Origin of the sequence: Maribacter orientalis (assembly GCF_900109345.1) — a bacterium.
GTDB classification, from domain to species: domain Bacteria; phylum Bacteroidota; class Bacteroidia; order Flavobacteriales; family Flavobacteriaceae; genus Maribacter; species Maribacter orientalis.
This window is the reverse complement of record NZ_FNZN01000008.1, coordinates 142,648-163,480: the sequence shown is the minus strand read 5'-3', so window position 1 is coordinate 163,480 and position 20,833 is coordinate 142,648. Positions and strand designations below refer to the sequence as shown.

Here is a 20,833-nt window from a genome sequence, read left to right as displayed (position 1 = left end):
AATGTATTGACCTTAACCTTGGAAGATGGAGGTACACAAACAGTAGACTTCACAACAGTATTAGCCGCAGCAGGAACAGATGATCAGGCATTGACATTGGCAGCAGGTAACATATTGACCTTAGAAGATGGTGGAACAGTAGACTTAACCGCCTTTTTAGACAATACGGATAATCAAACGATTACAACTTTCAGTTTAGATAATACCACTAATGTATTGACCTTAACCTTGGAAGATGGAGGGACACAAACTGTAGACTTCACCACAGTATTAGCCGCAGCAGGAACAGATGATCAAGCCTTGACTTTAGCAGCAGGTAACATATTGACTTTAGAGGATGGGGGAACAGTAGACTTAACCGCCTTTTTAGACAATACGGATAATCAAACCGGAGCAGAGGTTGCTATTACCGATGCAGCAGGTAACTTTACATCAACAGAAGTAGAGGGCGCGCTAGCAGAATTAGCAGCAGGCAGTACCGATGACCAAGCCTTGACTTTAGCAGCCGGAAATATCTTAACATTAGAGGATGGTGGTACAGTAGACTTGAGTGCATATGTTGATACCGATGACCAGAACTTAACAAGTGCTGTAGTTATTGCTAATGAGAGCGTTGAGATTCAGATTAACGATGGTACAAATACAACGATAGACATTCGTGATGCCGATTCAAATGCTTCAAATGAAATACAGACTATAACATCAACAGATGGTTCGGTAACAGTTACCCCTAGTGGAATTAACTATAATCTATCAGTTCCTTCTGCAGACCCAACGGTGGTAACAGCTGGTACCGATATTAGTGTAACTGGCGATGGTAGTACAGCTACACCTTATGTAATTGCGAATACAAGACCAGATATATTTTATCCACCTTCAATAGAGGTAGATGTAGCTACAACGGGTACAGGTAGAACAATCGATTTACATGCAGAATATCTTGCTCAATATGGTACGCCGACTGTAGTTAGTGCAGGGGCACCGGTAGCAATACCAACATATGCAAATAACGAGTTGTACTATTACGTAACGTATTATGATCCTGCAGTATTTGCTAATGTTAGTGTAAACAATGTTGGAGTAATGACATATGATGTTATAGCAAGTCCAACAGACTATAACACATTGATTAATGTTGTGTTTGTTGCTCAATAAATAGCCATTAAAGAATAGATCCCAAATCGATTTGAAAAAAACGCATCTATATAAAACCATATTTCTCAGTATTGTTACTACAATACTGGGAGTTTTGGTATCCAATGCCCAGTTTTTACTTCAGGCACCAACAGATAGTGATCAAAATAACTTTCGATGGTATGAAGCTTCGGATACGGCAACAGTGCTTGGTACAGATTCCTATTATGAGGTAACACAGCCAGGTATTTATTTTGCTACTTATGATGGTACTTTATGTGGGTCTAATGCGACGGGCTATTTTATAGTTACCGATTGTAATAATCCAAATAATGAAGTGACTATGGATGTTACTTCTAATGTGCCAAGCACTGCATCGGTAAGCTGGAATCCTCCAGTTAGTGGAGATCAATTGAGGCCAATGGTTATTGCTACAGATGCGGTTGTGAAATACACGGCACTGGTAACCAAGGCGGGCAATACGTTTAGTCTTCCTAATTTCACGGTCGTTTGTTTACCTGAAGCAGCCGATTTGGAAGATGATTTAGTAACTACGGATGAAGAAGTTCCTGTAATCATTGATATTTATGCAAATGATGCAGATTTACCTAACATAGGTGCGCTAACAACTACCGATCCGGTTAATGGAACAGTTACAATAGATGATGGTGGTACACCAAATAATCCATTAGATGATACTGTTACGTATACTCCTGATTTAGATTTTAATGGTACGGATAGTTTTGACTACACTGTTTGTAATAGTTATGGAGACTGTAGTACAGAGACGGTTACTATAGAAATTTTACCAATACTAGATACAAACGATGACTCTATTGCCATAGATATTAATGAGATTAGAACTATTGATGCTTGGCAAAATAATGATAATGATTTACCAATTATCGGAACTTTTAGTGTTACCCAACCTACTAATGGTTCGATAACTGTAGAGGACAATGGTACTCCTAATGATCCATCAGATGATATACCTACCTATTTTCCAAATAATAATTATTTAGGAACAGACGCTTTTGATTATACGGTTTGTGATGCTTTAGGTAATTGCAGTACATCAACAATAACCATAATAATTAATCCTTTAGGTGTTGATATGGATAGCGATGATGATGGTATTGTAGATAGTTTTGAAGATTTGAATTTAGATGGAGATAATGATCCTGCTACAGATCCTACAGATTCTGATGGTGACGGTTTTCCAGACTACCTAGATATTGATAGTGATGGTGATGGCATACCAGATAACGTTGAAGCTCAGGCAACAGCAGAATATATTGCACCTTCAGGCATTGATGCAAATAATAATGGTTTGGATGATGCTTATGAAACAAACGGTTTAATGGGGATTTTTCCAGTAGATACCGATGGAGACAATCTTCCTGATTATTTAGATGAAGACAGTGATAATGACAATATTCTTGACGAAATAGAAGGTCATGATCATAACCAAGATGGTATTGCAGATGTGGTAAGAATAGGATCCGATAAGGATAATGATGGTCTAGATGACGGATTTGAAGGTTCTATTTCTGTAGACACAGATGTGAACGACGAAATTGATAATCCATATTCGCAATTACCAAATACAGATGGCGATGAAGAATCTGATTATAGAGACACAGATGATGATGACGATGGTATAGAAACTATTGATGAGGATATAAACCTTAACGGTAATTATCTTGATGATGACTCAGATGATGATGGTATTCCAAACTATTTAGATTCAGATTTAGGTCAGCTAGAAGAAGAAATTGAAGTTTTCAACGTTATTACACCTAACGGTGATGGTATTCATGATGAATTAAGAATATCTGGCTTACAAAACTATCCAAATAATACATTAAAAATCTATAACAGATGGGGTGTGTCAGTTTATATGACCAGAGCATATAATACAGAAGGGAATGTTTTTAATGGCACATCTGAAGGGAGGGTAACAGTAGATGCTGATAGTAAACTGCCGGTAGGTACCTATTTCTATATTCTAGATTATGAATTACCCAACGGGGAAACAAAATCACTTTCTGGTTACATATATATTAATAGATAAGAAGAATGTTGAAATCACATATAACCATAAATAAAATGAGCATTTTAAAACAGATTGTCGCTATCGTGACATTCTGTTTTGGTATATTTTCTTATGGCCAGCAAGATGCGCAATATACTCAGTATATGTATAATACGGTAAGTGTAAATCCTGGTTATGCCGGTTCAAGAGGGCACATTAGTATTGCTGCACTACATAGATCACAATGGGTAGGTTTAGATGGCGCACCAACAACACAAACTTTTAATATTCATTCGCCTATAGGATATAGAGGAGTAGGTTTAGGTTTGTCGATTGTAAATGATGAAATAGGACCGACATCAGAAACTAATTTTGACGTAGATTTTTCATATACCGTATGGACATCGACAGAAGGTAGGTTGAGTTTTGGACTTAAGGCAAGTGCTAATTTGTTAGATATTAGATTTTCAGAATTAAATCAATATTCAACAGACCCAACCTTACAGCAAGATATTGATAATAGGCTTTCACCTAATATAGGTGCAGGAGTATATTATCATACCAATAAATTTTATTTAGGATTATCAGTCCCACGTTTCTTAGAAACAACACATTTTCAAGAGACTAATTTATCAACTGCAAAAGAGCAAATGAATTTATACCTTATAACAGGGTATGTTTGGGATTTGAATGAATTTGTAAAATTTAAGCCGACATTACTTACTAAGGTGGTAACGGGAGCACCTTTACAAGTAGATTTATCAGCGAATTTCATGCTGAATGACAAATTTATTATTGGTGCAGGTTACAGATGGGATGCTGCAATTAGTGCTATGGCTGGGTTTAATATTTCAAATAAGTTCTTAATAGGTATTGCTTACGATAAAGAAACAACAGAGTTAGGTAATGCAGCCTTTAACGACGGTTCTTTTGAAGTAATTTTCAGATATGACTTTATTTCCACTAAAAATAATTTGAAATCTCCCCGATTCTTCTAGATTAATCTATTAACGTAATATTATATGTTCTACTTTTCGTAGAATAAGTTAAACGCCTTATTTTTACCTAATGAAGGAAGAAGAGGTAATTCTTGTAAATCAAGAAAACGAACAGATTGGTACCATGCCTAAAATGGAAGCTCACGAAAAAGCTTTACTTCACAGGGCATTTTCAGTTTTTATTGTAAATGACGATGGTGAAATAATGTTACAGCAACGTGCAGCATCAAAATATCATTCACCCTTATTATGGACTAACACGTGTTGTAGTCACCAAAGGGTAGGTGAATCGAATTTAGATGCCGGTAAGCGAAGACTTCAAGAAGAAATGGGCTTTGAGGCAGAATTAAAAGAACTTTTCTCCTTTATTTACAAAGCTCCATTCGATAATGGCTTAACCGAGCATGAGTATGATCATGTAATGATTGGGAATTTTAATACAGAGCCAAAAATTAACCCCGAAGAAGTAGAGGCTTGGAAATGGATGTCACCAGAATTGGTTAAAAAAGATATTACCAATAACCCTAAGGAATATACGGTCTGGTTTAAAATTATTTTTGAAAAATTCTACCAACATTTATTTAATACAACAGCGAACAATGAAAGTTAAGGTTAGTAGGAAAGCTCATTTTAATGCGGCACATCGATTGTATAGAAAAGAATGGGATGACGCAAAGAATACCGAAATTTTTGGTAAATGCAACAATCCAAATTTCCATGGTCACAACTATGAATTAATAGTAAGTGTTACTGGGGAGATTGATTCAGATACAGGTTTTGTTATGGATATGAAGGTGTTAAAAGATTTAATCAAACAAGAGATTGAAGATTACCTTGACCATAAAAATCTTAATATAGAAGTAGAGGAGTTTAAAAATTTAAACCCAACTGCCGAAAATATAGCTGTAGTTATTTGGAGAAAATTGAGACCTCATATTTCTTCTTCGAATGACTTGGAAATTGTTCTTTATGAAACACCAAGAAATTTCGTAACATTTTCCGGGTAATTTTTTCGTAATATAATGTAAGAAAATTCTTTATTTTACGTTATTGGATTAAGATTTTTTAAAATTTAAATTATGACCTTATACCCGCTTAAATTCAGACCAATTCTTAAAGAAAGACTCTGGGGTGGCACAAAACTTAAAGAAGTACTAGGTAAACCGATTGAGAGCGAAATTACCGGCGAGAGTTGGGAGTTGTCTACGGTTAAAGGAGATATTTCTGTAATCGCAAATGGCATTTTAGAAGGTAAATCGTTACAAGACTTAATTGAATCTAATAGTGAAGAACTATTAGGTAAAAGTGTCGTGGAAAGGTTTGGAAAAGAATTTCCAATATTAATTAAGTTCATTGACGCCAAGCAAGATTTGTCAATACAATTGCATCCTAACGATGATTTGGCCAAAGAACGTCACGATTCTTTCGGTAAAACGGAAATGTGGTATATAATGGATGCTGACCCAAAGGCAGAATTGATAGTAGGGTTCAATAAAGATGTCACTAAAGAAGAGTATGCAAAAAGTATTGATAATGATACACTATTGGACCTTCTTAATTATGAACAGGTTAAAGAAGGAGATACATTTTTTATAAATACCGGAAAAATTCACGCAATTGGTGCGGGAGTGATGTTGGCAGAGATCCAGCAGACTTCAGATGTAACCTACCGTGTGTTCGATTTTAATCGTAAAGACAAAGAAGGTAATCTGCGCGAATTGCATACAGAGCTTGCCCTTGATGCGGTAGATTATAAAAAAAAGGACGATTTTAAAGTTACTTATAGCCAAGAATTAAATAAAGTCAGCGAAATGGTGGACTGTCCTTATTTTAAAACAAGTTTCATTCAACTAACGGAAAACCTTGAGCTAGATACTACAAAACGTGATTCATTTACCATATTTATGTGTGTTGGTGGCAAAGCGGTAATAAAAACTGCAGAAGGCGAAGTATCTATTAAAAAGGGAGAAACAGTGCTGTTACCTGCTATTACCAAAAAGATTTCATTACAATCTAAAGCGGCTAAACTTCTAGAAGTGACTATTTAGAGTATAATTTACTCTTCAGGAACTCAAATTTTGTATTTTTGCAAAAAAATAATTAGTAATGGCAAGTATAAAAAATTTAAAGAAAGATATTAATAATGTTCTTGGTGACATTATCGAGGGTGTTTATATAGTAGATGCTGCAAACGGAAAGAACAATTCTAAAGAAGGTTCAGCTATTATAGATGAAGCTATTTCGAATTTTGATGAACTTATCGTTAAGGTGAACGAAAGTAAAGTTGAAAACAAGAAGGCTCATTTCAATGAAGTAAGAAATGATTTGGAAACTAAAGCTAATAAATTAGTAGAAAAACTTAACAAGTTAGCTTAAGTTAAAATTTCTATTTTGAATCAATAAAAAAAGCATCCTATTAATAGGGTGCTTTTTTGTTTCAAACTGTTTTGTGAATACTATTATTTTTTTTTCAACAATACGGCCAACTCCTCGCCATATTTTGAGCCCGCAACTTCGGGTGAAAGAACACTATAAATGGAATCTAAATATTTGACATTTGCATCTGGTATTTCTTTTAAAGCGATATACGGTGCTATAAATGAATTTTTATTGTTGAGTGCAAAGTTGATAGCAAAAGCATAACCTCTTTGTAAATTTCTATTACTGATATTTTCTAAAGAATCGATACTTACTTGAGATAATTGATTTTCAGGTTGTGCAGCGTTCATCATGATTTCAATATTTCTCATATTGATACCAGACATGGTCATTCTATACTCCTCTAATTTTTCATGACTTTTAGAACCCGAAATTTTTGCGGTAGTATCAAAAGTATTCCAATCTGTATTTATGGTAATAGTACCAGGTTCAGCAAAAAAAGTGATTCGGTCATTAATGTCATTATAATCTTTCTTGTCTAAATATAGATAATACACTTCAGGACTTTCCAATTTACTCTTAAAAGTAAAATTACCATCACCATTTATTGCTAAAGAGTCAACCGTAACTAAAACAGAATCAGGTACATGTTGTAGATAAAGCATACCTTTTTTTAGTCCTTTAATTTTACCCGTTACAATTAATGCTTCTTCTGCGTTATCGCCACAAGAACTTAACACTAGCATAGAAACTAAAACAATTATTAATCTTTTCATTCGTATAATTTAGGCCGCAAATATCTATAAATTTTAATAGAAATGATTGGCTACTATTAATTTGTTATTAAAAATATGGTTATTGCAATTTTGAGGCAACCTCCATTAAATAGGCACAAAGTAATGCTCCGCCAGTTCCGACAACATAACCTAAAACAGCTAATAGCACACCAACAGAAGTTAATGACGGATGAAATTCAGCTGCCACTACAGGTGCTGAAGCTGCGCCACCAACATTGGCTTGGCTACCTACTGCTAGAAAGAAATAAGGTGCTTTAATCAATTTCGCTACCAAAATCATGAGTGCGGCATGTATGCTTATCCAAATAAAACCAACTACAATTAGGCCAGGATTTTCAAGAACCTTACCTAAATCCATTTTCATGCCTATAGTAGCAACTAAAATATAAATGAACATTCCGCCAATTTTACTTGCGCCGGCACCTTCATAGTTTTTGGCTTTGGTAAATGAGAGTGCAATACCCAAACCAGTAGCGATAACTACCATCCAAAAGAAACTAGAGCCTAAGAAAGATAGAAAACTTTTTTGGTTGCTAACTGCTTCAAAATTACTAGTTAAAAACGTGCTTATTTCATCTCCGAAGAAATGAGCGATACCAACGGCAGTAAATGCTAAAGAAAGCATTATCATATAATCGTTTAAAGTAGGTACACGTGTTATTTTTTCAGTAAACTCGGTAACTTTTATTCTTAAGGTTTCAATCGCTGTAGTATCGGCTTTTAACCATTTGTCAATTTGTTTTGTTTTACCTACTCCTAATAAAACTATTGCCATCCAAACATTGGCCACAACAATATCTATCAATACCATACCACCATACTTTTCAGGATTGTATTGAAATATTTCAAGCATTGCGGCTTGGTTAGCTCCGCCACCGATCCAACTACCGGCAATGGTAGAAAGGCCTCTCCAGATGGCGTCAAAATCATTTCCGCCAACGGTATCAGGTGAAAATATAGAAACAATGAGTATAGCAATAGGACCGCCAATAATAATACCGACACTACCTGTCAAGAACATTATGATGGCTTTTGAACCTAAATTGGAAATCGCTTTTATATCTATGCTTAATGTCATTAACACTAATGCAGCTGGCAGTAAGTATCTACTTGCCATAAAATATAAATTGGAAATTTCATCTGAAATTATACCTGTACTAGTAAGTATTGCAGGTAATAGATAGCACATAAGTACTGCGGGTACTATAGAATAGAACTTGCTCCAAAAACCGGTTTTTAAGCTAGAAGTGTAAAAAATAAAACCTAAACAAAGTGCAAGCAATCCAAAGACTACGGTATCATTGCTAATTAATGGTGAAGCTAGTAGGTAGTGCATAAATATTTTGGTGAGTTGCTATTTTCAAATATAGTTAATTAACCAAGTGTTCTTCAATAAAATGGGCAACGCCGTCTTCGGTGTTTTTTAAAGTGACATACTTAGAAATCGCTTTAACTTCTTCACGAGCATTTTCAACAGCCACACCGAAACCAACATTTTCAAGCATTTCTATATCATTATAGTTATCACCAAAAGCAATTATATCTTCTAATGACTCATTGCTATCCATTACTAATTTTATGGCCGAAAGTTTTGAAACGGATTTTGGAGCAATCTCGATTAGAGTATCGTTAGAACGATAAAGATTTAGCTCATCGCTAAATTTTTCTTTTAGCCGGGGCATTAATTTATCTGCACTCTCTTTAGTACACATTAACATGATTTTATGTGCACCAATTTTTCTTTGTTCCCAATTCGACAAAGTTGTAGAAGTTGATTCAAATGTAGGTGTCGTTTTGGTGTATTTCGTTTCTTTTTCCACCCTTATAGAAGTTTTGGGTACATACCATTCATTAGAGTAATAAAGACCTAAATCAGCATCTAAATCAATACAGATACTATAGATTTCCTTTAATAAATTAATAGGAATAACTACAGAATTTAATTCTTGTTGTCCAGATAAGACAAGAGCACCATTATAGCATATGATAGTTTGATTGGTGATGCCTAAACTTTCTTGAATATATCTCATTGCATTTGGCATTCTGGCCGAAACTAAAATAATACGCGTATCATTCTTAATCTTGTTGATCTGTTCGATGGCATATGTTGAAACATCGCTCTTAGTGGAAAGTAATGTTCCATCTAAATCAGAACACAGAATTTTATATCTCATTTTAAATATTTAACCAATACGTGAATTTAAGATTTATGGACCTATATTTTGGTTCAAAAGAATTCACGAAATAATTGTCATTATACACAATGAACAAATCAGATAAAGGAGCAAAACGCCATTGAAGTCTAGAGTTGAAACCAAGGTTATCGCGTTGGTTGCTATATTGAATTAAAGTCGACCAAAATATAGATTTACTAAAAGTAAGGTCTATTTTCGGACTTATAAGCCATATGTCTGCGCTAGGATATGGATCAGGTAAAGTTATTTGGTCATAATTCAATAATATGGATATGAAAGCCTTAGGTTGAATTCGTAAAGTCATTTTGGTTTCTAATGAAACTCTATCTCCGTTAAAAAAACGACCTAAAGTTGTTTCTGCACTGTAGGAGAAAATTTTACGCATATCAGATTGATAATTTGCTCTAACATTATTGTAATGGTAACCTTCATTTCCTGGTATAGGTGTGGCTCCATCAGTATCCGTAGGATCAAATGAATCGAATAAGTAGGTGTAGTTATTGGACATACCTAATTCAGCCTGAGATTGGTTGTTAAAATTAACGGACCATGCACTTCTAAATTCATAATCTGTATTCTGGAAATTATTTTTTGGGCTCCAAATAAATATGGGAAATATTTCAAAAGCATGATTTTGAATAGGACCACTTTTAGGCCAAAAGACACGTTGTGCACTTAAAATTCCTTTAAATATATCGGTTCTTCGTACAAAACCTAAATCAGATGAAAAATCTTCATTCACATAAACGGTTTTACTGTAAAAGTTATAGTTTCTAGCGTTATAGCGCATATTCATTCCGCTTGCTATATTACCTACATTATCATCGGGGCTAAATGATTTATGGGCAAAGAACTTACCGTTCCATCGGTTTTGTTTTGAGGCTAAATTATAGTCAAGGCCTAAAACTCTATTAAATTCATCTTCACGAGTAACAAAATCATATTCTTTAAATGATTGCTTGTTAATGAAAAACATACCAATATTGGATCTAGAAAATACCCTTTGCTGCAACGCAATCATTGTATTATTGTTAGATGCAATTTCATTTACGCGGTCTTCAGCAGTTTGAATATTCAATAGGCCTACACGTAAATCTTTTGTGAGTTTACCGCTTAGTCTTAAACCCCCGATAATTTTATTTTCAATGGTGTTGCCTGCGGTGTCTTCGGCGATTCCAATACGCCTAGAGAAGAAGGGGTTAGCATCTCGTTGATCACCAAAGCCTGCAAAAAGGTCATTATTATCAATAAAAAATTGCCTTTTTTCGGGTAAAGAGACTTCAAATCGGGTTAGGTTCGTTACTTGATCGTCTGCCTCTACTTGTGAAAAATCTGGATTTACCGTAATGTCTAGGTTAAGGCTGTTGCCTACCGATACCTTTACATCTCCTCCAAAATTAAAATCGTTTAAACTTTCATTATTGGTAAAATCTTTTTGTGAAAGTGTATTGATATAGGGTATTATAGCCAATGGAGTTCTTGATTTACCCAAAGGCTTTTCAAAAATCATATCTCCCATAAAAGCCAAATTATAAATTAATTGGTTTTGTGGAATCCTTGTCCAAGTACTGCGTTCATTAGATTGGGTATCTACCCTGTAACTATTAAACCGCCATTTTTTGGAGCCTTCCTCAAACTTCAGAGAGGTAAAAGGGATAATCATTTCTGCGGTAAAATAACCATCATACATTTTGGCATCACCTTTCCATTTTACATCCCAAGAAAGATTAAAATCACGCCGATCTCCCCCTCCGTTTGAAATTAAGGCCTCTCTGCGAACTCCGTAAGGATTTATACCAAATAAAAATGCATTTGTGCCATCATTGAAAGTGTCAAATACCAATGAAAAACTGTCACTTCCGCTTCCTCTAAAATCTCGTTTTAAAGATTGTAGTGAATAGTTCTTGCCAACAGAACTTGCCTTAATAGCGATATAAAGGTTTTTGTCGTCATAAAGCATCTTAATTTCTGATTGCTCTCTTGCCTGTATAGAATCTAAAGGGAAATATTCCCACAATTCATTTGCACTTTCTGCAAATTCCCAAATAGGTTCGTCCAAAGCGCCATCTGCAATAATACTTTCTTCAATAAATTTAACGGTAAAGGATTTAACCTCCTCTTGACAAAAAATAATTAATGAGAAAAATGAGAATATAAAACTAAGGGACACTTTTTTCATAATGTAGTTCTCTTTAAAATTATCATAATCTCTTGGGTAGTTTTATAATTATATATTCAACCAATACGTGAATTTTAGATTTATCGATCGATACTTTGGTTCAAATGAATTCACAAAATAGTTGTCATTATACACAATGAACAAATCAGATAAAGGTGCAAAACGCCATTGTAATCTAGAATTTACGCCAAGATTATCGCGTTGGTTACTGTATTGAACCAATGTTGACCAAAACACCGACTTACTAAATGTAACATCTATTTTAGGGCTAATCAGCCAAATGTCTGCGCTAGAGTAAGGTGCAGGTAAGGTGATTTTATCGTAGTTTATAGCCAAAGATAAAAACACCTTGGGTTGGAACCTTAGAAACATTTGTCCTTCTATAGAAAAGCGGTCACCATTAAAGAAACTCCCCATTTCTGGTTGAATAGCATATGCAAACCTTTTTCTACTATCAGATTTATATTCTAAGGAAATGCTATTGTAATAATATCCTAATTCACCTGGTAAGGGTATTGCTCCATCAATATTGGTCGGGTCAAACTCATCAAAAAGATAAGTGTAAGAATTATTATATTTCACATTAATTTCTGATAGATCTGTGAATTTAGATTCCCAAGAACTCATTAATTCACGGTCAGTGTTTTGGAAGTCATTATCAGGACTCCATGTTATGATTGGGAAAAATTTAAAACTATGGGTTTGCAAGGCACTATCCTCTGGCCAAAAAATACGCTCGAACATTGTAGCCGTTTTAATAATATCAGTTCTACGAATAAAGCCAAGATCAGATCTAAAATCTTCCCCTACATAAGCTATGTCTTCAAAAAAGTTCCAATTTCTAGAATTATATTGAAGAAAGGCACCAGATGAATAGTCTTGGTTACCTGAATTGTGAGCAAAAGATTTATGAAGATAGAATTTACCGTTCCAGACATTATTGTCTGAAATAAGGTTGTAATCTAAACCTGCAACCCTATTGTAGCGGTCTTCCGGGACTTGAAATTCATAATCCTTAAAAGTTTCTCTATTAATAAAGAACATACCAATATTTGAACGGCCAAATACAGTTTGCTGTAAAGCAAGCATAGTATTGTTATTTGAAGCAATGTTTAAGTCAAGATCTTCAGCCGTTTGTAGGTTCAAGAATCCTAATCTAAGTGATTTGTTCACCTTTCCACTTAAACGAACACCTCCAATAATTTTGTTTTCTATTGAATTATCTGCAGTATCCTTTGCGATACCGATTCTGCGAGAAAAGAACGGATTTGCATCTCTCCCACCTCCAAAACTTCCGAACAGGTCACTGTTATCGACAAAAAATTGTCTTTTTTCTGGCAGTGATACTTCAAAACGAGTTAAGTTAGTTACTTGGTCATCTACTTCTACTTGAGAAAAATCTGGATTTACGGTTATATCTAAATTCATACTATTACCAATAGGAATTTTGACATCTCCACCAAACTTAATATTGGTAGTAGGTTCGTTCAATTCAAAGTCCTTCTGAGTAATCATGTTAATATAAGGAATGAAGGCTAGTGGAGTTCGATATTTACCTAAAGGTTTTTCAAAAACCATATCGCCCATAAAGGTTAAGCCATAAATATTTTGATTTTGTGGAATATTCATCCAAGTACTATTCTCGTTAGATTGGGTGTCAAATCGATAGCTGTTGAATCTCCATTTGGTTTCACCTTCCTTAAATTTGAAGGCGGTTAATGGAATCACCATTTCGGCTGTGTAGTAACCATCATAAATTTTAGCATCTCCCCTCCATTTAACATCCCATGAAATGGTAAAGCCATTTAAATTTAATCCACCGCCAGAAACTAAACCTTCACGTCTTACGCCGTAAGGATTAATTCCAAATAGAAATGCATTATTACCATCATTGAAGGTGTCGAATAGTAAAGTTATATTATCGCTATTACCTGCTCTAAAATCTCTTTTTAAGGACTGTATTGCATAATCTTTACCTGCAGTGTAAACGGTTATACCGATGTAAAGGTTATCATCATCATATAACATTTTTATTTCGGTCTGCTTTCTAGCCTGTATAGAGTCTAATGGAAAATATTCCCAGAATTCATTGGCTGAATCGGCAGTTTCCCAATAAGTTTCATCAAGAATACCATCTGGTTCTATGGTAGCGTTAATTTGCTTTACAACAAATGATTTGTTGGTTGTTTGGGCGCTACTAAGAAAGCAAAAAAGAAAAAGCACTAGTGTGCTAATGTATTTGGCCATTTTGGCGGTAATTTGTTGGTTGGCCAAATTTAAGTTTTTGTTTAGTTAAATAAATGCTAAACTTATTCTGCTTTATTTTCTTTAGGTTCCCTTTTAGCCTCTTTTAAGCTCTTCATTAGCATCCACTCAATTTGCCCATTGGTGCTCCGAAACTCATCTGCAGCCCATTTTTCAATAGCCTGCAGCATTTCTTCATTTACCCGTAATGCAAAAGGTTTTTTCTTACTCATTTAAAAATTAAGCGTTTAGGTTACCAGACTTAATAACAGTTATCATCTTAGTGATTCAAGCTTCCTGTATTTACAATTGGCGACACATCCTTATCAGAACAAAGCACAACCATAAGATTGCTAACCATAGCAGATTTTCGTTCATCGTCTAAAGCTACCAAATCTTTTTTACTCAATTCTTCTAAAGCCATTTCTACCATGCTAACGGCCCCTTCAACTATTTTATGTCTAGCGGCCACAATGGCAGTAGCTTGTTGTCTTTTCAACATAGCATTTGCTATTTCTTGCGCATAAGCTAAATAGCCAATACGAGCTTCTAGTACTTCTATGCCAGCCATAGATAGACGTTCTTGAACTTCTTGTTCTAGCGCTTCACTTACTTCGTTAACACTTGACCTTAAAGTAATATCCTCGTCTAGGCCTTCATCTGCAAAATTATCATAAGGATACATACTCGCAAGTTTGCGAACTGCAGCATCTGTTTGTACTCGCACAAAATTTTGATAATCATCAACATCAAAAGCAGCTTTATAGGTATCGGTCACTCGCCAGACTAAAATAGTACTGATCATTATAGGGTTGCCTAATTTGTCATTAACCTTTAATCGTTCACTATCGAAATTACTTGCTCTTAATGAAATTCTCTTTTTAGTGTATAAGGGATTTACCCAGAACAGTCCATTTTCTTTAATTGTACCTACATATTTTCCAAATAAAAGTAAAACTCGTGAGCTATTTGGGTTAACTAGAACAAAACCTGCACACATAATTAATGCTGCAATTATCATAAAGGCACCAACATAAATTCTTAGAAGTGCAATTCCTCCAATTAATAAAACTAAAGCAACAAAAAGCATTACGTAGCCATTCTGTGCACTGTGAGTTTTTTCTGTTTTCATAATTTATGATATTAAAATGATATCATAAATATATTAAAATAATTTTAAAGAAGGTGTGTTTATTTTTATAATTTGAAATTTTAATATTATCCATTAAACTTTTTAGTCTTCTTTTTATTTGGATTCTTAAACAATCGCTTAAAGAATCCATCGCGTTTTACCGGATCGCAATTCAAAGCGTCTATGACGGAAGCTGAAGGTTTTGGAAAACTCCTTTTCGTGTAATTGTCAAAGTCTTTATTCTGATTTAGTTGTTTCATCCAAAGTCCGAACATAGGCAAAGCTGCATTTGCTCCTTGACCAATACTGGTGTTGCTAAAGCCGATTTCGTGTTGGTCAAGTCCAACCCAAGTTAAATGCACAAGGCTAGGGGTGAGTGCAACAAACCAAGCATCTTTGTTGTTTTGGGTAGTTCCAGTTTTACCTGCCATGTCATTTTTGAGCCCGTACGTGCTTCGTAATCTAGAAGCTGTACCCGAATTAACCGTTGACTTCATCATTTCTATCATAATTTGTCCCGTCTCTTTTGAAAATGCAGCTTCAGAACTTAAATTTGATTTGAATTCTACTAATATTGAATCTTTGTTATTCGTAATACGCTTAATTAAATTTGGTTTTATGTGTTTACCATTGTTTACATAACTAGTATATGCCTGTGCTAAGTCTATAATTTTTATTTCCCCTGTTCCTAAAGCAATAGACGCCTCATTGGGCAGTTTTTCATCAATACCCATATCTTTGGCCATATCCAATACATTGTTAATGCCAGCCTTCTCCAAAACTTTAACGGCAATTGTATTAACCGAATTGCTAAGGCCTTCTTCCATCGAATAATTTAGGTAGGCTTCATCTTTATCTCCTGAATTACCAGGCGACCATCCCTTTAAATTATCATATTCAACCTCTTCTGCAGAAAAATATGAACAAGGCACTACACCTTGTTCTAATGCCGCAGTATATACGATAGGTTTAAAAGTAGAACCTACTTGACGTTTACTTTGTGAAATATGGTCGTATTTGTATTGTTTAAAATTTATACCTCCAATCCAAACCAAAATATCTCCATTATTAGGGTCAATGGTCAATGAGCCTGTATTTAAAAATTTGGTGTAATGTTGAATACTATCCATGGTACTAGCCGTTACCTCATTATCACCTTGCCAATCTATGAAGTTTCTTTTTCTATTATCCTTATAAAGACTATCTATAATTTGTTCATGTCCTAAGTTCGTTTTTTGTAGTTTTTTATAAGAAGAAGTTCTTTTTGCGATTTTTTGCATCAATTTTTTATCCTTAATCCATGGAGCATTTTTGCCATAACTCTTTTCGAAATCGTTTTGCAATTTGGTCATATGTTCTACCATTACCCCTTCGGCCAATTTCTGCATTTTATAATTTAGGGAAGTATAGATTTTTAGGCCAGAAGTATAAAGGTTGTAATCGGAACCATTATTATTTAGGTCGGCTACCCATCGTAACATTTCTTTACGTACCTCTTCTCTGAAATAGGGAGCAATACCTGCATTGTAATCAAATTCTCGATAGTCAAGTTTAAGTTCTTCTTGGGTAAACTGATATACGTGTTCCTCTGAAATGTAGTTGTTGCCATACATAGCACGTAAAACTAAATTACGTCTGCTAATACTTCTTTCGGGAAACAATCTTGGGTTATAACCATAGGTAGCCTTTAGCATACCCACAAGTGTAGCAGCCTGCGCTGTTGAAATATCTTTAGTACGTGTGTTATAGAATTTTAATGCTGCACTTTCAATACCGAACGTGTTATCTCCAAAAGATACTGTGTTGAGGTAATTGGTTAATATTTCATCTTTATTGAAAATTTTCTCAAGTCTTTTAGCTATAATCATTTCTTTAATCTTATCGACTACTATATTTGTTTGGTTCCGTTCTTTTCTAGGGTAAAGATTTTTAGCAAGCTGCTGAGTCAATGTACTACCTCCACCAGCGGAATCATCATTCATGAGAATCGTTTTTAACCCCACACGAATCAAACTTTTAAAATCTATACCAGAGTGGTCATAAAAACGTTCGTCTTCAATAGATATCAAAGCCTGTTTCAAATGCTCAGGAAATTCTTCGAAAGCAACAGGCTGTCGGTCATATAGGTAATACTTGCCAATAAGAACACTATCAGCAGTAAATACTTCTGATGCCATTTGATATTGGAAATTGGAAAGTTCCTTTTTAGATGGAATTTTTCCCCAAAGTCCCAAATTGATACTTGCTATGAAAAGTAAAAAAAAAGTAAATAGCCCCAGAATTCCTAAGCCTATGACTTTTAGAATAGAAAGTTTTCGTTTTGATGGTTTATTTCTCTTTTTCTTCATGTTTGCAAGTTCTAATATAAATTTAACCTTACCGAAGTTTTAACAATACCTTAAACTATGAAATCCTATTTTTGGACAAATTTTTAGCGATGAAGAATATATTGGTTTTATTGTTTCTAGTAACAAACCTCACTTTTGCAAATGATATGATTTGGTCTAAAACAGGCCATAGGGTTGTGGGTGAAGTTGCGGAGCAACATCTGAGTAAAAAAGCAAAGCGTGCTATTGCAGATTTGCTAGATGGTAAAAGTTTGGCAGCTGTGGCTAATTTTGGTGATGAAATAAAGGCAGACCGTGCTTATAGTAAATTTAGTGCTTGGCATTATGTAAATATTCCTTTCGATAAAACCTATGCAGAAATTGAGCCAAATGAGTATGGAGATTTAGTGCAAGGTATAAATACCTGTATAGAAATCATTAAAGATGAAACCAGTACTAGAGAGGATAAAGCTTTCTACTTGAAATTTTTAGTTCACCTTATCGGTGACTTACATCAACCAATGCATATGGGTAGGGCAGAGGATAAGGGAGGTAATGACATACAATTACAATGGTTTGGTGACGGTACTAACTTACATAGGGTATGGGATTCAAATATGATTAATGACAATGGTATGAGTTTTACTGAGCTAGCTATTCAATATCCAGAAGTGTCTAAACAACAAGTAAAGTATTTACAAGATGGAAGTTTATTAGATTGGGTAGAAGAGTCGCACCAATTGGCTGAAAAGGTATATAGTTCTGTAGAACCTGGCCAAAAATTAGGATATAGATATAGTTATGACTGGTGGAATACTGTTGCAGACCAATTACAAAAAGGAGGCATACGTCTTGCTGCAGTTTTGAATGAAACGTTTAAATAGGTAACAGATACAGCTTATCTTTTTGAAATTTTATTTCCACTGATACTCCGTTGTCTAGAACATCTAAAACGATCAATATCATCAGTTCTTAATTTGGCGTGTTTAGTAGTACGGCCTTGAACTCGTTTGCGCCACATTCGAAAACTACTAGGTTTCATCTCACGGCGCATCACCTCAATAGTTTCTTGTTCGGTAATACCGAATTGAAAAGTAATTGCTTCAAAAGGTGTGCGATCCTCCCAGGCCATTTCAATAATACGGTCTAACTCTCTTTCTGTGAATTCTTTTATCATAGTATTGTAAAGATACTAAGCAGCTGTTATTTGACAGAATTGAGCGTATAACTTTAAGTATTATTTAATAATTCTGTTAGATAGATAGTCATGGCCATTAATAGACTTTCTATTCAATAAATATATAAAACCTAAAAGGAAACGGTACTACACCAAAACTGTTTTAAGTTCATTTCTGTATTCCGACGGATTTTGCCCTGTAAATGCTTTAAACGATTTGTTGAAGTGTGAAAAGTTATTAAATCCGCATTCAAAACAAACCTCAGTAATACTCATTGGTTTTTCTGCTAATAATTTAGAAGCGTGAACCAAACGATATTCATTAACGAATTGTATAAATGTCTTATTCGTTATTTTTTTGAAGTATCTACAGAACGATGGTATGGTCATACTTACCATAGAAGATATTTCTTCAAGAGTCAATTCTTCTTTAAAATTATTCTTAACATGATTGAATACGATATTAATACGGTCATTATCCTTAACATCGGTAGTGAATGAAAAACCTTCCGCATTCAATAATCGCATATCTTCCGAATTTCCTAATTCATTCAGTATATTAAGTATAGAGAGTAGTCTTTGAAAATCGGTCTGATATTCCAAAACTTCCATTTTATCACCTATTTTTCGTTTTGTCTTACCAGAAAAGGCAATTCCGCCACTGGCACTATTAAATAAGCTTTCAATTTTCTTCATTTCTGGCAGTTTAAAGAAATCTGGTCCTAAGAAATCTAGCTTCATCTGCACAACTGTTTCACTTGTATTGCCGGTAAGGGCATCTGTAAAACCGCAATGTGGTAGATTACTACCTATAAGTATTAGGTCTCCATTAGTATAATAAGAAACATGACTACCAATTTGTCGCTTACCTGAGCCACCATTTACATATACCAGTTCTAATTCTGGGTGGTAGTGCCATAGGTTGTTTTTATTCAATTTATGCTCATCAAATTTTTGGTATGTAAATGAATGCCCGAAATCTGGCTCTATAGCTTCGAAAGTAGGTTTCTGTTTAACCATGCTATTTTATGTTTACTAGTATAAAATTAAATAACCCATTATAAGTAGGTCTCTGCAAAATTAACTTATATGTGTGTAATTTTAACATGTGTAGTGTTAAGATTAGGCAAAGAGGTTAAAATAGCACATGTATTGGAACAATTTGATGTAGTGAGAGCTAGTTATCGACTGTATGTTTGCAGTATAAATTATCATTAACCCTTAAAATAATTTATTATGAAAAATCTAGTAAAATTCACAACAGTAGTTGCCTTTATGTTCGCTACAGTAGCAGGCATGGCAAGAGAGCCTAAATTGAACTTATTATCAGTAGGTAAAGCCAAAAGTGTGGTTTTAACTATGGATGCTTCTTCTAAAGGTGTACAGGTAAAGTTAATGGATGCAGACTTAAATGTCATTTATTCTGAAAATATGTCTGAAGGTCTATTTAGCAAAAAATTAAATCTTAAAGATTTGACAGATGGTATCTATTATCTTTCAGCTGACGATAACTTTAAAAACTATTCATATACAATTGTTTTAAAAAACAATACAGTAAACATCGTTGAAAAAGCAGAAGATGTAAAGCCTTTCTTTAGAAAGACTAACAAAATGATTTTTTTGAACTACTTAAATTTAGATAAAGCAAAGTTGTCCATAAAAATATTTGATGCTGAAAGTAGAACAGTATTTGCACAAGAAGTAACAGACGAAATGATTGTTGAAAAAGCGTTCAATTTCGCAGATGCTTTCCCTGGTACATATACAGTAACAGTTAAGTCTGAAGGCAAAACGTACACTGAAAATTTTGTTGTTAATTAAGTTGATTTAAGTTGATTTCATTAAAAGGGGACGGGAGCGCCCCCTTTTTATTTGTTTAAATTTTTAGGTAATAAAAAGCCCAGTACATTAGAGCAAACTGCAAGGGTAACCTTAATAAAAGTATCCATCTAGGAAAACCTGCGCCAGCCTTCTTGCCTGTCAACATATAAAAATGAACTAGCAAGAAAACCGCAAGCATAGCAATGATTCCGTAAAGGGAAATTACTTTTGTAGACCTAAAAAACAGGCCAATACCCAGCATTATTTCAGCAAATCCACTTAATAATACTAATGGTCTGTGAAAAGGAAGATACCTAGGCATAATTCTTAAATACATTTTTGGCTTTATAAAATGCATAATGCCTGCAAAAATATATAGCGCACTCATTGCATATAAGTGCCAAGGATTTATCAT

General features: G+C 34.4%; 20 protein-coding genes. 9 read left to right on the top strand and 11 right to left on the bottom strand.

The window, feature by feature from the left end; translation table 11 throughout:
* From BMY56_RS18700 to BMY56_RS15565, 7 genes are all read left to right on the top strand, one after another.
* Positions 1-1,155: hypothetical protein (locus BMY56_RS18700; protein ID WP_177170986.1), on the top strand; the 1,155-nt coding region annotated here is incomplete at its 5' end.
* 31 nt (positions 1,156-1,186) lie between these two features.
* Positions 1,187-3,208 carry a T9SS type B sorting domain-containing protein gene (locus BMY56_RS15590; protein ID WP_245737241.1) on the top strand — a complete coding sequence of 674 codons (2,022 nt, stop codon included), beginning with the start codon at positions 1,187-1,189 and terminating at the stop codon, positions 3,206-3,208.
* A 35-nt stretch (positions 3,209-3,243) separates the two neighbouring features.
* Positions 3,244-4,167: a PorP/SprF family type IX secretion system membrane protein gene (locus BMY56_RS15585; protein WP_091626343.1), complete on the top strand. Its 924-nt coding sequence runs from the start codon at positions 3,244-3,246 to the stop codon at positions 4,165-4,167.
* Positions 4,168-4,237: 70 nt separating this feature from the next.
* Complete coding sequence (gene idi / locus BMY56_RS15580; protein WP_091626308.1) at positions 4,238-4,777, top strand: isopentenyl-diphosphate Delta-isomerase; 540 nt, start codon at positions 4,238-4,240, stop codon at positions 4,775-4,777.
* Positions 4,767-5,174 carry a 6-pyruvoyl trahydropterin synthase family protein gene (locus BMY56_RS15575; protein ID WP_091626305.1) on the top strand — a complete coding sequence of 136 codons (408 nt, stop codon included), beginning with the start codon at positions 4,767-4,769 and terminating at the stop codon, positions 5,172-5,174. The genes idi and BMY56_RS15575 overlap by 11 nt, the downstream gene beginning before the upstream one ends.
* Positions 5,175-5,246: 72 nt before the next feature.
* Positions 5,247-6,215: a type I phosphomannose isomerase catalytic subunit gene (locus tag BMY56_RS15570; RefSeq protein WP_091626302.1), complete on the top strand. Its 969-nt coding sequence runs from the start codon at positions 5,247-5,249 to the stop codon at positions 6,213-6,215.
* Between the two features lie 58 nt (positions 6,216-6,273).
* Positions 6,274-6,543 carry a hypothetical protein gene (locus tag BMY56_RS15565; RefSeq protein ID WP_079512533.1) on the top strand — a complete coding sequence of 90 codons (270 nt, stop codon included), beginning with the start codon at positions 6,274-6,276 and terminating at the stop codon, positions 6,541-6,543.
* A gap of 83 nt (positions 6,544-6,626) precedes the next feature.
* On the opposite strand, the gene BMY56_RS15560 is transcribed toward BMY56_RS15565, so the two are convergent.
* From BMY56_RS15560 to BMY56_RS15525, 8 genes are all read right to left on the bottom strand, one after another.
* Positions 6,627-7,322, bottom strand: a complete 696-nt coding sequence (locus tag BMY56_RS15560) for a DUF4369 domain-containing protein (protein WP_091626299.1) — start codon at positions 7,320-7,322, stop codon at positions 6,627-6,629.
* Positions 7,323-7,401: 79 nt separating this feature from the next.
* Positions 7,402-8,679 carry a DUF819 family protein gene (locus BMY56_RS15555; RefSeq protein ID WP_091626297.1) on the bottom strand — a complete coding sequence of 426 codons (1,278 nt, stop codon included), beginning with the start codon at positions 8,677-8,679 and terminating at the stop codon, positions 7,402-7,404.
* A 34-nt stretch (positions 8,680-8,713) separates the two neighbouring features.
* Positions 8,714-9,517: a Cof-type HAD-IIB family hydrolase gene (locus BMY56_RS15550; protein WP_091626294.1), complete on the bottom strand. Its 804-nt coding sequence runs from the start codon at positions 9,515-9,517 to the stop codon at positions 8,714-8,716.
* A 1-nt stretch (position 9,518) separates the two neighbouring features.
* A complete protein-coding gene (locus tag BMY56_RS15545) occupies positions 9,519-11,717 on the bottom strand; it encodes a DUF5916 domain-containing protein (protein ID WP_091626292.1) in 2,199 nt (732 codons plus the stop codon).
* A gap of 48 nt (positions 11,718-11,765) precedes the next feature.
* Positions 11,766-13,964: a DUF5916 domain-containing protein gene (locus BMY56_RS15540; RefSeq protein WP_091626341.1), complete on the bottom strand. Its 2,199-nt coding sequence runs from the start codon at positions 13,962-13,964 to the stop codon at positions 11,766-11,768.
* Between the two features lie 62 nt (positions 13,965-14,026).
* The gene (locus tag BMY56_RS15535; protein ID WP_091626290.1) at positions 14,027-14,194 is read right to left on the bottom strand and encodes a type II toxin-antitoxin system antitoxin; all 168 of its coding nucleotides are present in this window, start codon (positions 14,192-14,194) and stop codon (positions 14,027-14,029) included.
* 47 nt (positions 14,195-14,241) lie between these two features.
* Positions 14,242-15,093 carry an SPFH domain-containing protein gene (locus BMY56_RS15530; protein ID WP_091626287.1) on the bottom strand — a complete coding sequence of 284 codons (852 nt, stop codon included), beginning with the start codon at positions 15,091-15,093 and terminating at the stop codon, positions 14,242-14,244.
* Between the two features lie 86 nt (positions 15,094-15,179).
* Complete coding sequence (locus BMY56_RS15525; RefSeq protein ID WP_091626285.1) at positions 15,180-17,441, bottom strand: transglycosylase domain-containing protein; 2,262 nt, start codon at positions 17,439-17,441, stop codon at positions 15,180-15,182.
* 89 nt (positions 17,442-17,530) lie between these two features.
* On the opposite strand from BMY56_RS15525, the gene BMY56_RS15520 reads away from it, so the two are divergent.
* Positions 17,531-18,304, top strand: a complete 774-nt coding sequence (locus tag BMY56_RS15520) for a S1/P1 nuclease (protein ID WP_091626282.1) — start codon at positions 17,531-17,533, stop codon at positions 18,302-18,304.
* Positions 18,305-18,318: 14 nt separating this feature from the next.
* Here the strand turns inward: BMY56_RS15520 and BMY56_RS15515 are convergent, their stop codons facing one another.
* Together BMY56_RS15515 and BMY56_RS15510 are read right to left on the bottom strand one after the other, a co-directional pair.
* Positions 18,319-18,597: a TIGR03643 family protein gene (locus BMY56_RS15515; RefSeq protein ID WP_091626280.1), complete on the bottom strand. Its 279-nt coding sequence runs from the start codon at positions 18,595-18,597 to the stop codon at positions 18,319-18,321.
* A gap of 147 nt (positions 18,598-18,744) precedes the next feature.
* Positions 18,745-19,617 carry an AraC family transcriptional regulator gene (locus tag BMY56_RS15510; protein WP_091626277.1) on the bottom strand — a complete coding sequence of 291 codons (873 nt, stop codon included), beginning with the start codon at positions 19,615-19,617 and terminating at the stop codon, positions 18,745-18,747.
* 216 nt (positions 19,618-19,833) lie between these two features.
* Here BMY56_RS15510 and BMY56_RS15505 point away from each other — a divergent pair, with 216 nt between their 5' ends.
* Positions 19,834-20,418 carry a T9SS type A sorting domain-containing protein gene (locus tag BMY56_RS15505; RefSeq protein ID WP_091626274.1) on the top strand — a complete coding sequence of 195 codons (585 nt, stop codon included), beginning with the start codon at positions 19,834-19,836 and terminating at the stop codon, positions 20,416-20,418.
* A gap of 55 nt (positions 20,419-20,473) precedes the next feature.
* Here the strand turns inward: BMY56_RS15505 and BMY56_RS15500 are convergent, their stop codons facing one another.
* Positions 20,474-20,833 (bottom strand): DoxX family protein, encoded by a 360-nt coding sequence (locus BMY56_RS15500; RefSeq protein WP_091626271.1) that lies wholly within the window; start codon positions 20,831-20,833, stop codon positions 20,474-20,476.

Bases quoted from the DNA above. Each gene is read 5' to 3' on its own strand.
- BMY56_RS15535 (WP_091626290.1), bottom strand. From the start codon at position 14,194: ATGAGTAAGAAAAAACCTTTTGCATTACGGGTAAATGAAGAAATGCTG.
- BMY56_RS15500 (WP_091626271.1), bottom strand. From the start codon at position 20,833: ATGATAAATCCTTGGCACTTATATGCAATGAGTGCGCTATATATTTTT.
- BMY56_RS15585 (WP_091626343.1), top strand. From the start codon at position 3,244: ATGAGCATTTTAAAACAGATTGTCGCTATCGTGACATTCTGTTTTGGT.
- BMY56_RS15565 (WP_079512533.1), top strand. From the start codon at position 6,274: ATGGCAAGTATAAAAAATTTAAAGAAAGATATTAATAATGTTCTTGGT.
- BMY56_RS15555 (WP_091626297.1), bottom strand. From the start codon at position 8,679: ATGCACTACCTACTAGCTTCACCATTAATTAGCAATGATACCGTAGTC.
- BMY56_RS15530 (WP_091626287.1), bottom strand. From the start codon at position 15,093: ATGAAAACAGAAAAAACTCACAGTGCACAGAATGGCTACGTAATGCTT.
- BMY56_RS15520 (WP_091626282.1), top strand. From the start codon at position 17,531: ATGAAGAATATATTGGTTTTATTGTTTCTAGTAACAAACCTCACTTTT.
- BMY56_RS15545 (WP_091626292.1), bottom strand. From the start codon at position 11,717: ATGAAAAAAGTGTCCCTTAGTTTTATATTCTCATTTTTCTCATTAATT.
- BMY56_RS15510 (WP_091626277.1), bottom strand. From the start codon at position 19,617: ATGGTTAAACAGAAACCTACTTTCGAAGCTATAGAGCCAGATTTCGGG.
- idi (WP_091626308.1), top strand. From the start codon at position 4,238: ATGAAGGAAGAAGAGGTAATTCTTGTAAATCAAGAAAACGAACAGATT.
- BMY56_RS15515 (WP_091626280.1), bottom strand. From the start codon at position 18,597: ATGATAAAAGAATTCACAGAAAGAGAGTTAGACCGTATTATTGAAATG.
- BMY56_RS15550 (WP_091626294.1), bottom strand. From the start codon at position 9,517: ATGAGATATAAAATTCTGTGTTCTGATTTAGATGGAACATTACTTTCC.
- BMY56_RS15505 (WP_091626274.1), top strand. From the start codon at position 19,834: ATGAAAAATCTAGTAAAATTCACAACAGTAGTTGCCTTTATGTTCGCT.
- BMY56_RS15575 (WP_091626305.1), top strand. From the start codon at position 4,767: ATGAAAGTTAAGGTTAGTAGGAAAGCTCATTTTAATGCGGCACATCGA.
- BMY56_RS15560 (WP_091626299.1), bottom strand. From the start codon at position 7,322: ATGAAAAGATTAATAATTGTTTTAGTTTCTATGCTAGTGTTAAGTTCT.
- BMY56_RS15570 (WP_091626302.1), top strand. From the start codon at position 5,247: ATGACCTTATACCCGCTTAAATTCAGACCAATTCTTAAAGAAAGACTC.
- BMY56_RS15525 (WP_091626285.1), bottom strand. From the start codon at position 17,441: ATGAAGAAAAAGAGAAATAAACCATCAAAACGAAAACTTTCTATTCTA.
- BMY56_RS15540 (WP_091626341.1), bottom strand. From the start codon at position 13,964: ATGGCCAAATACATTAGCACACTAGTGCTTTTTCTTTTTTGCTTTCTT.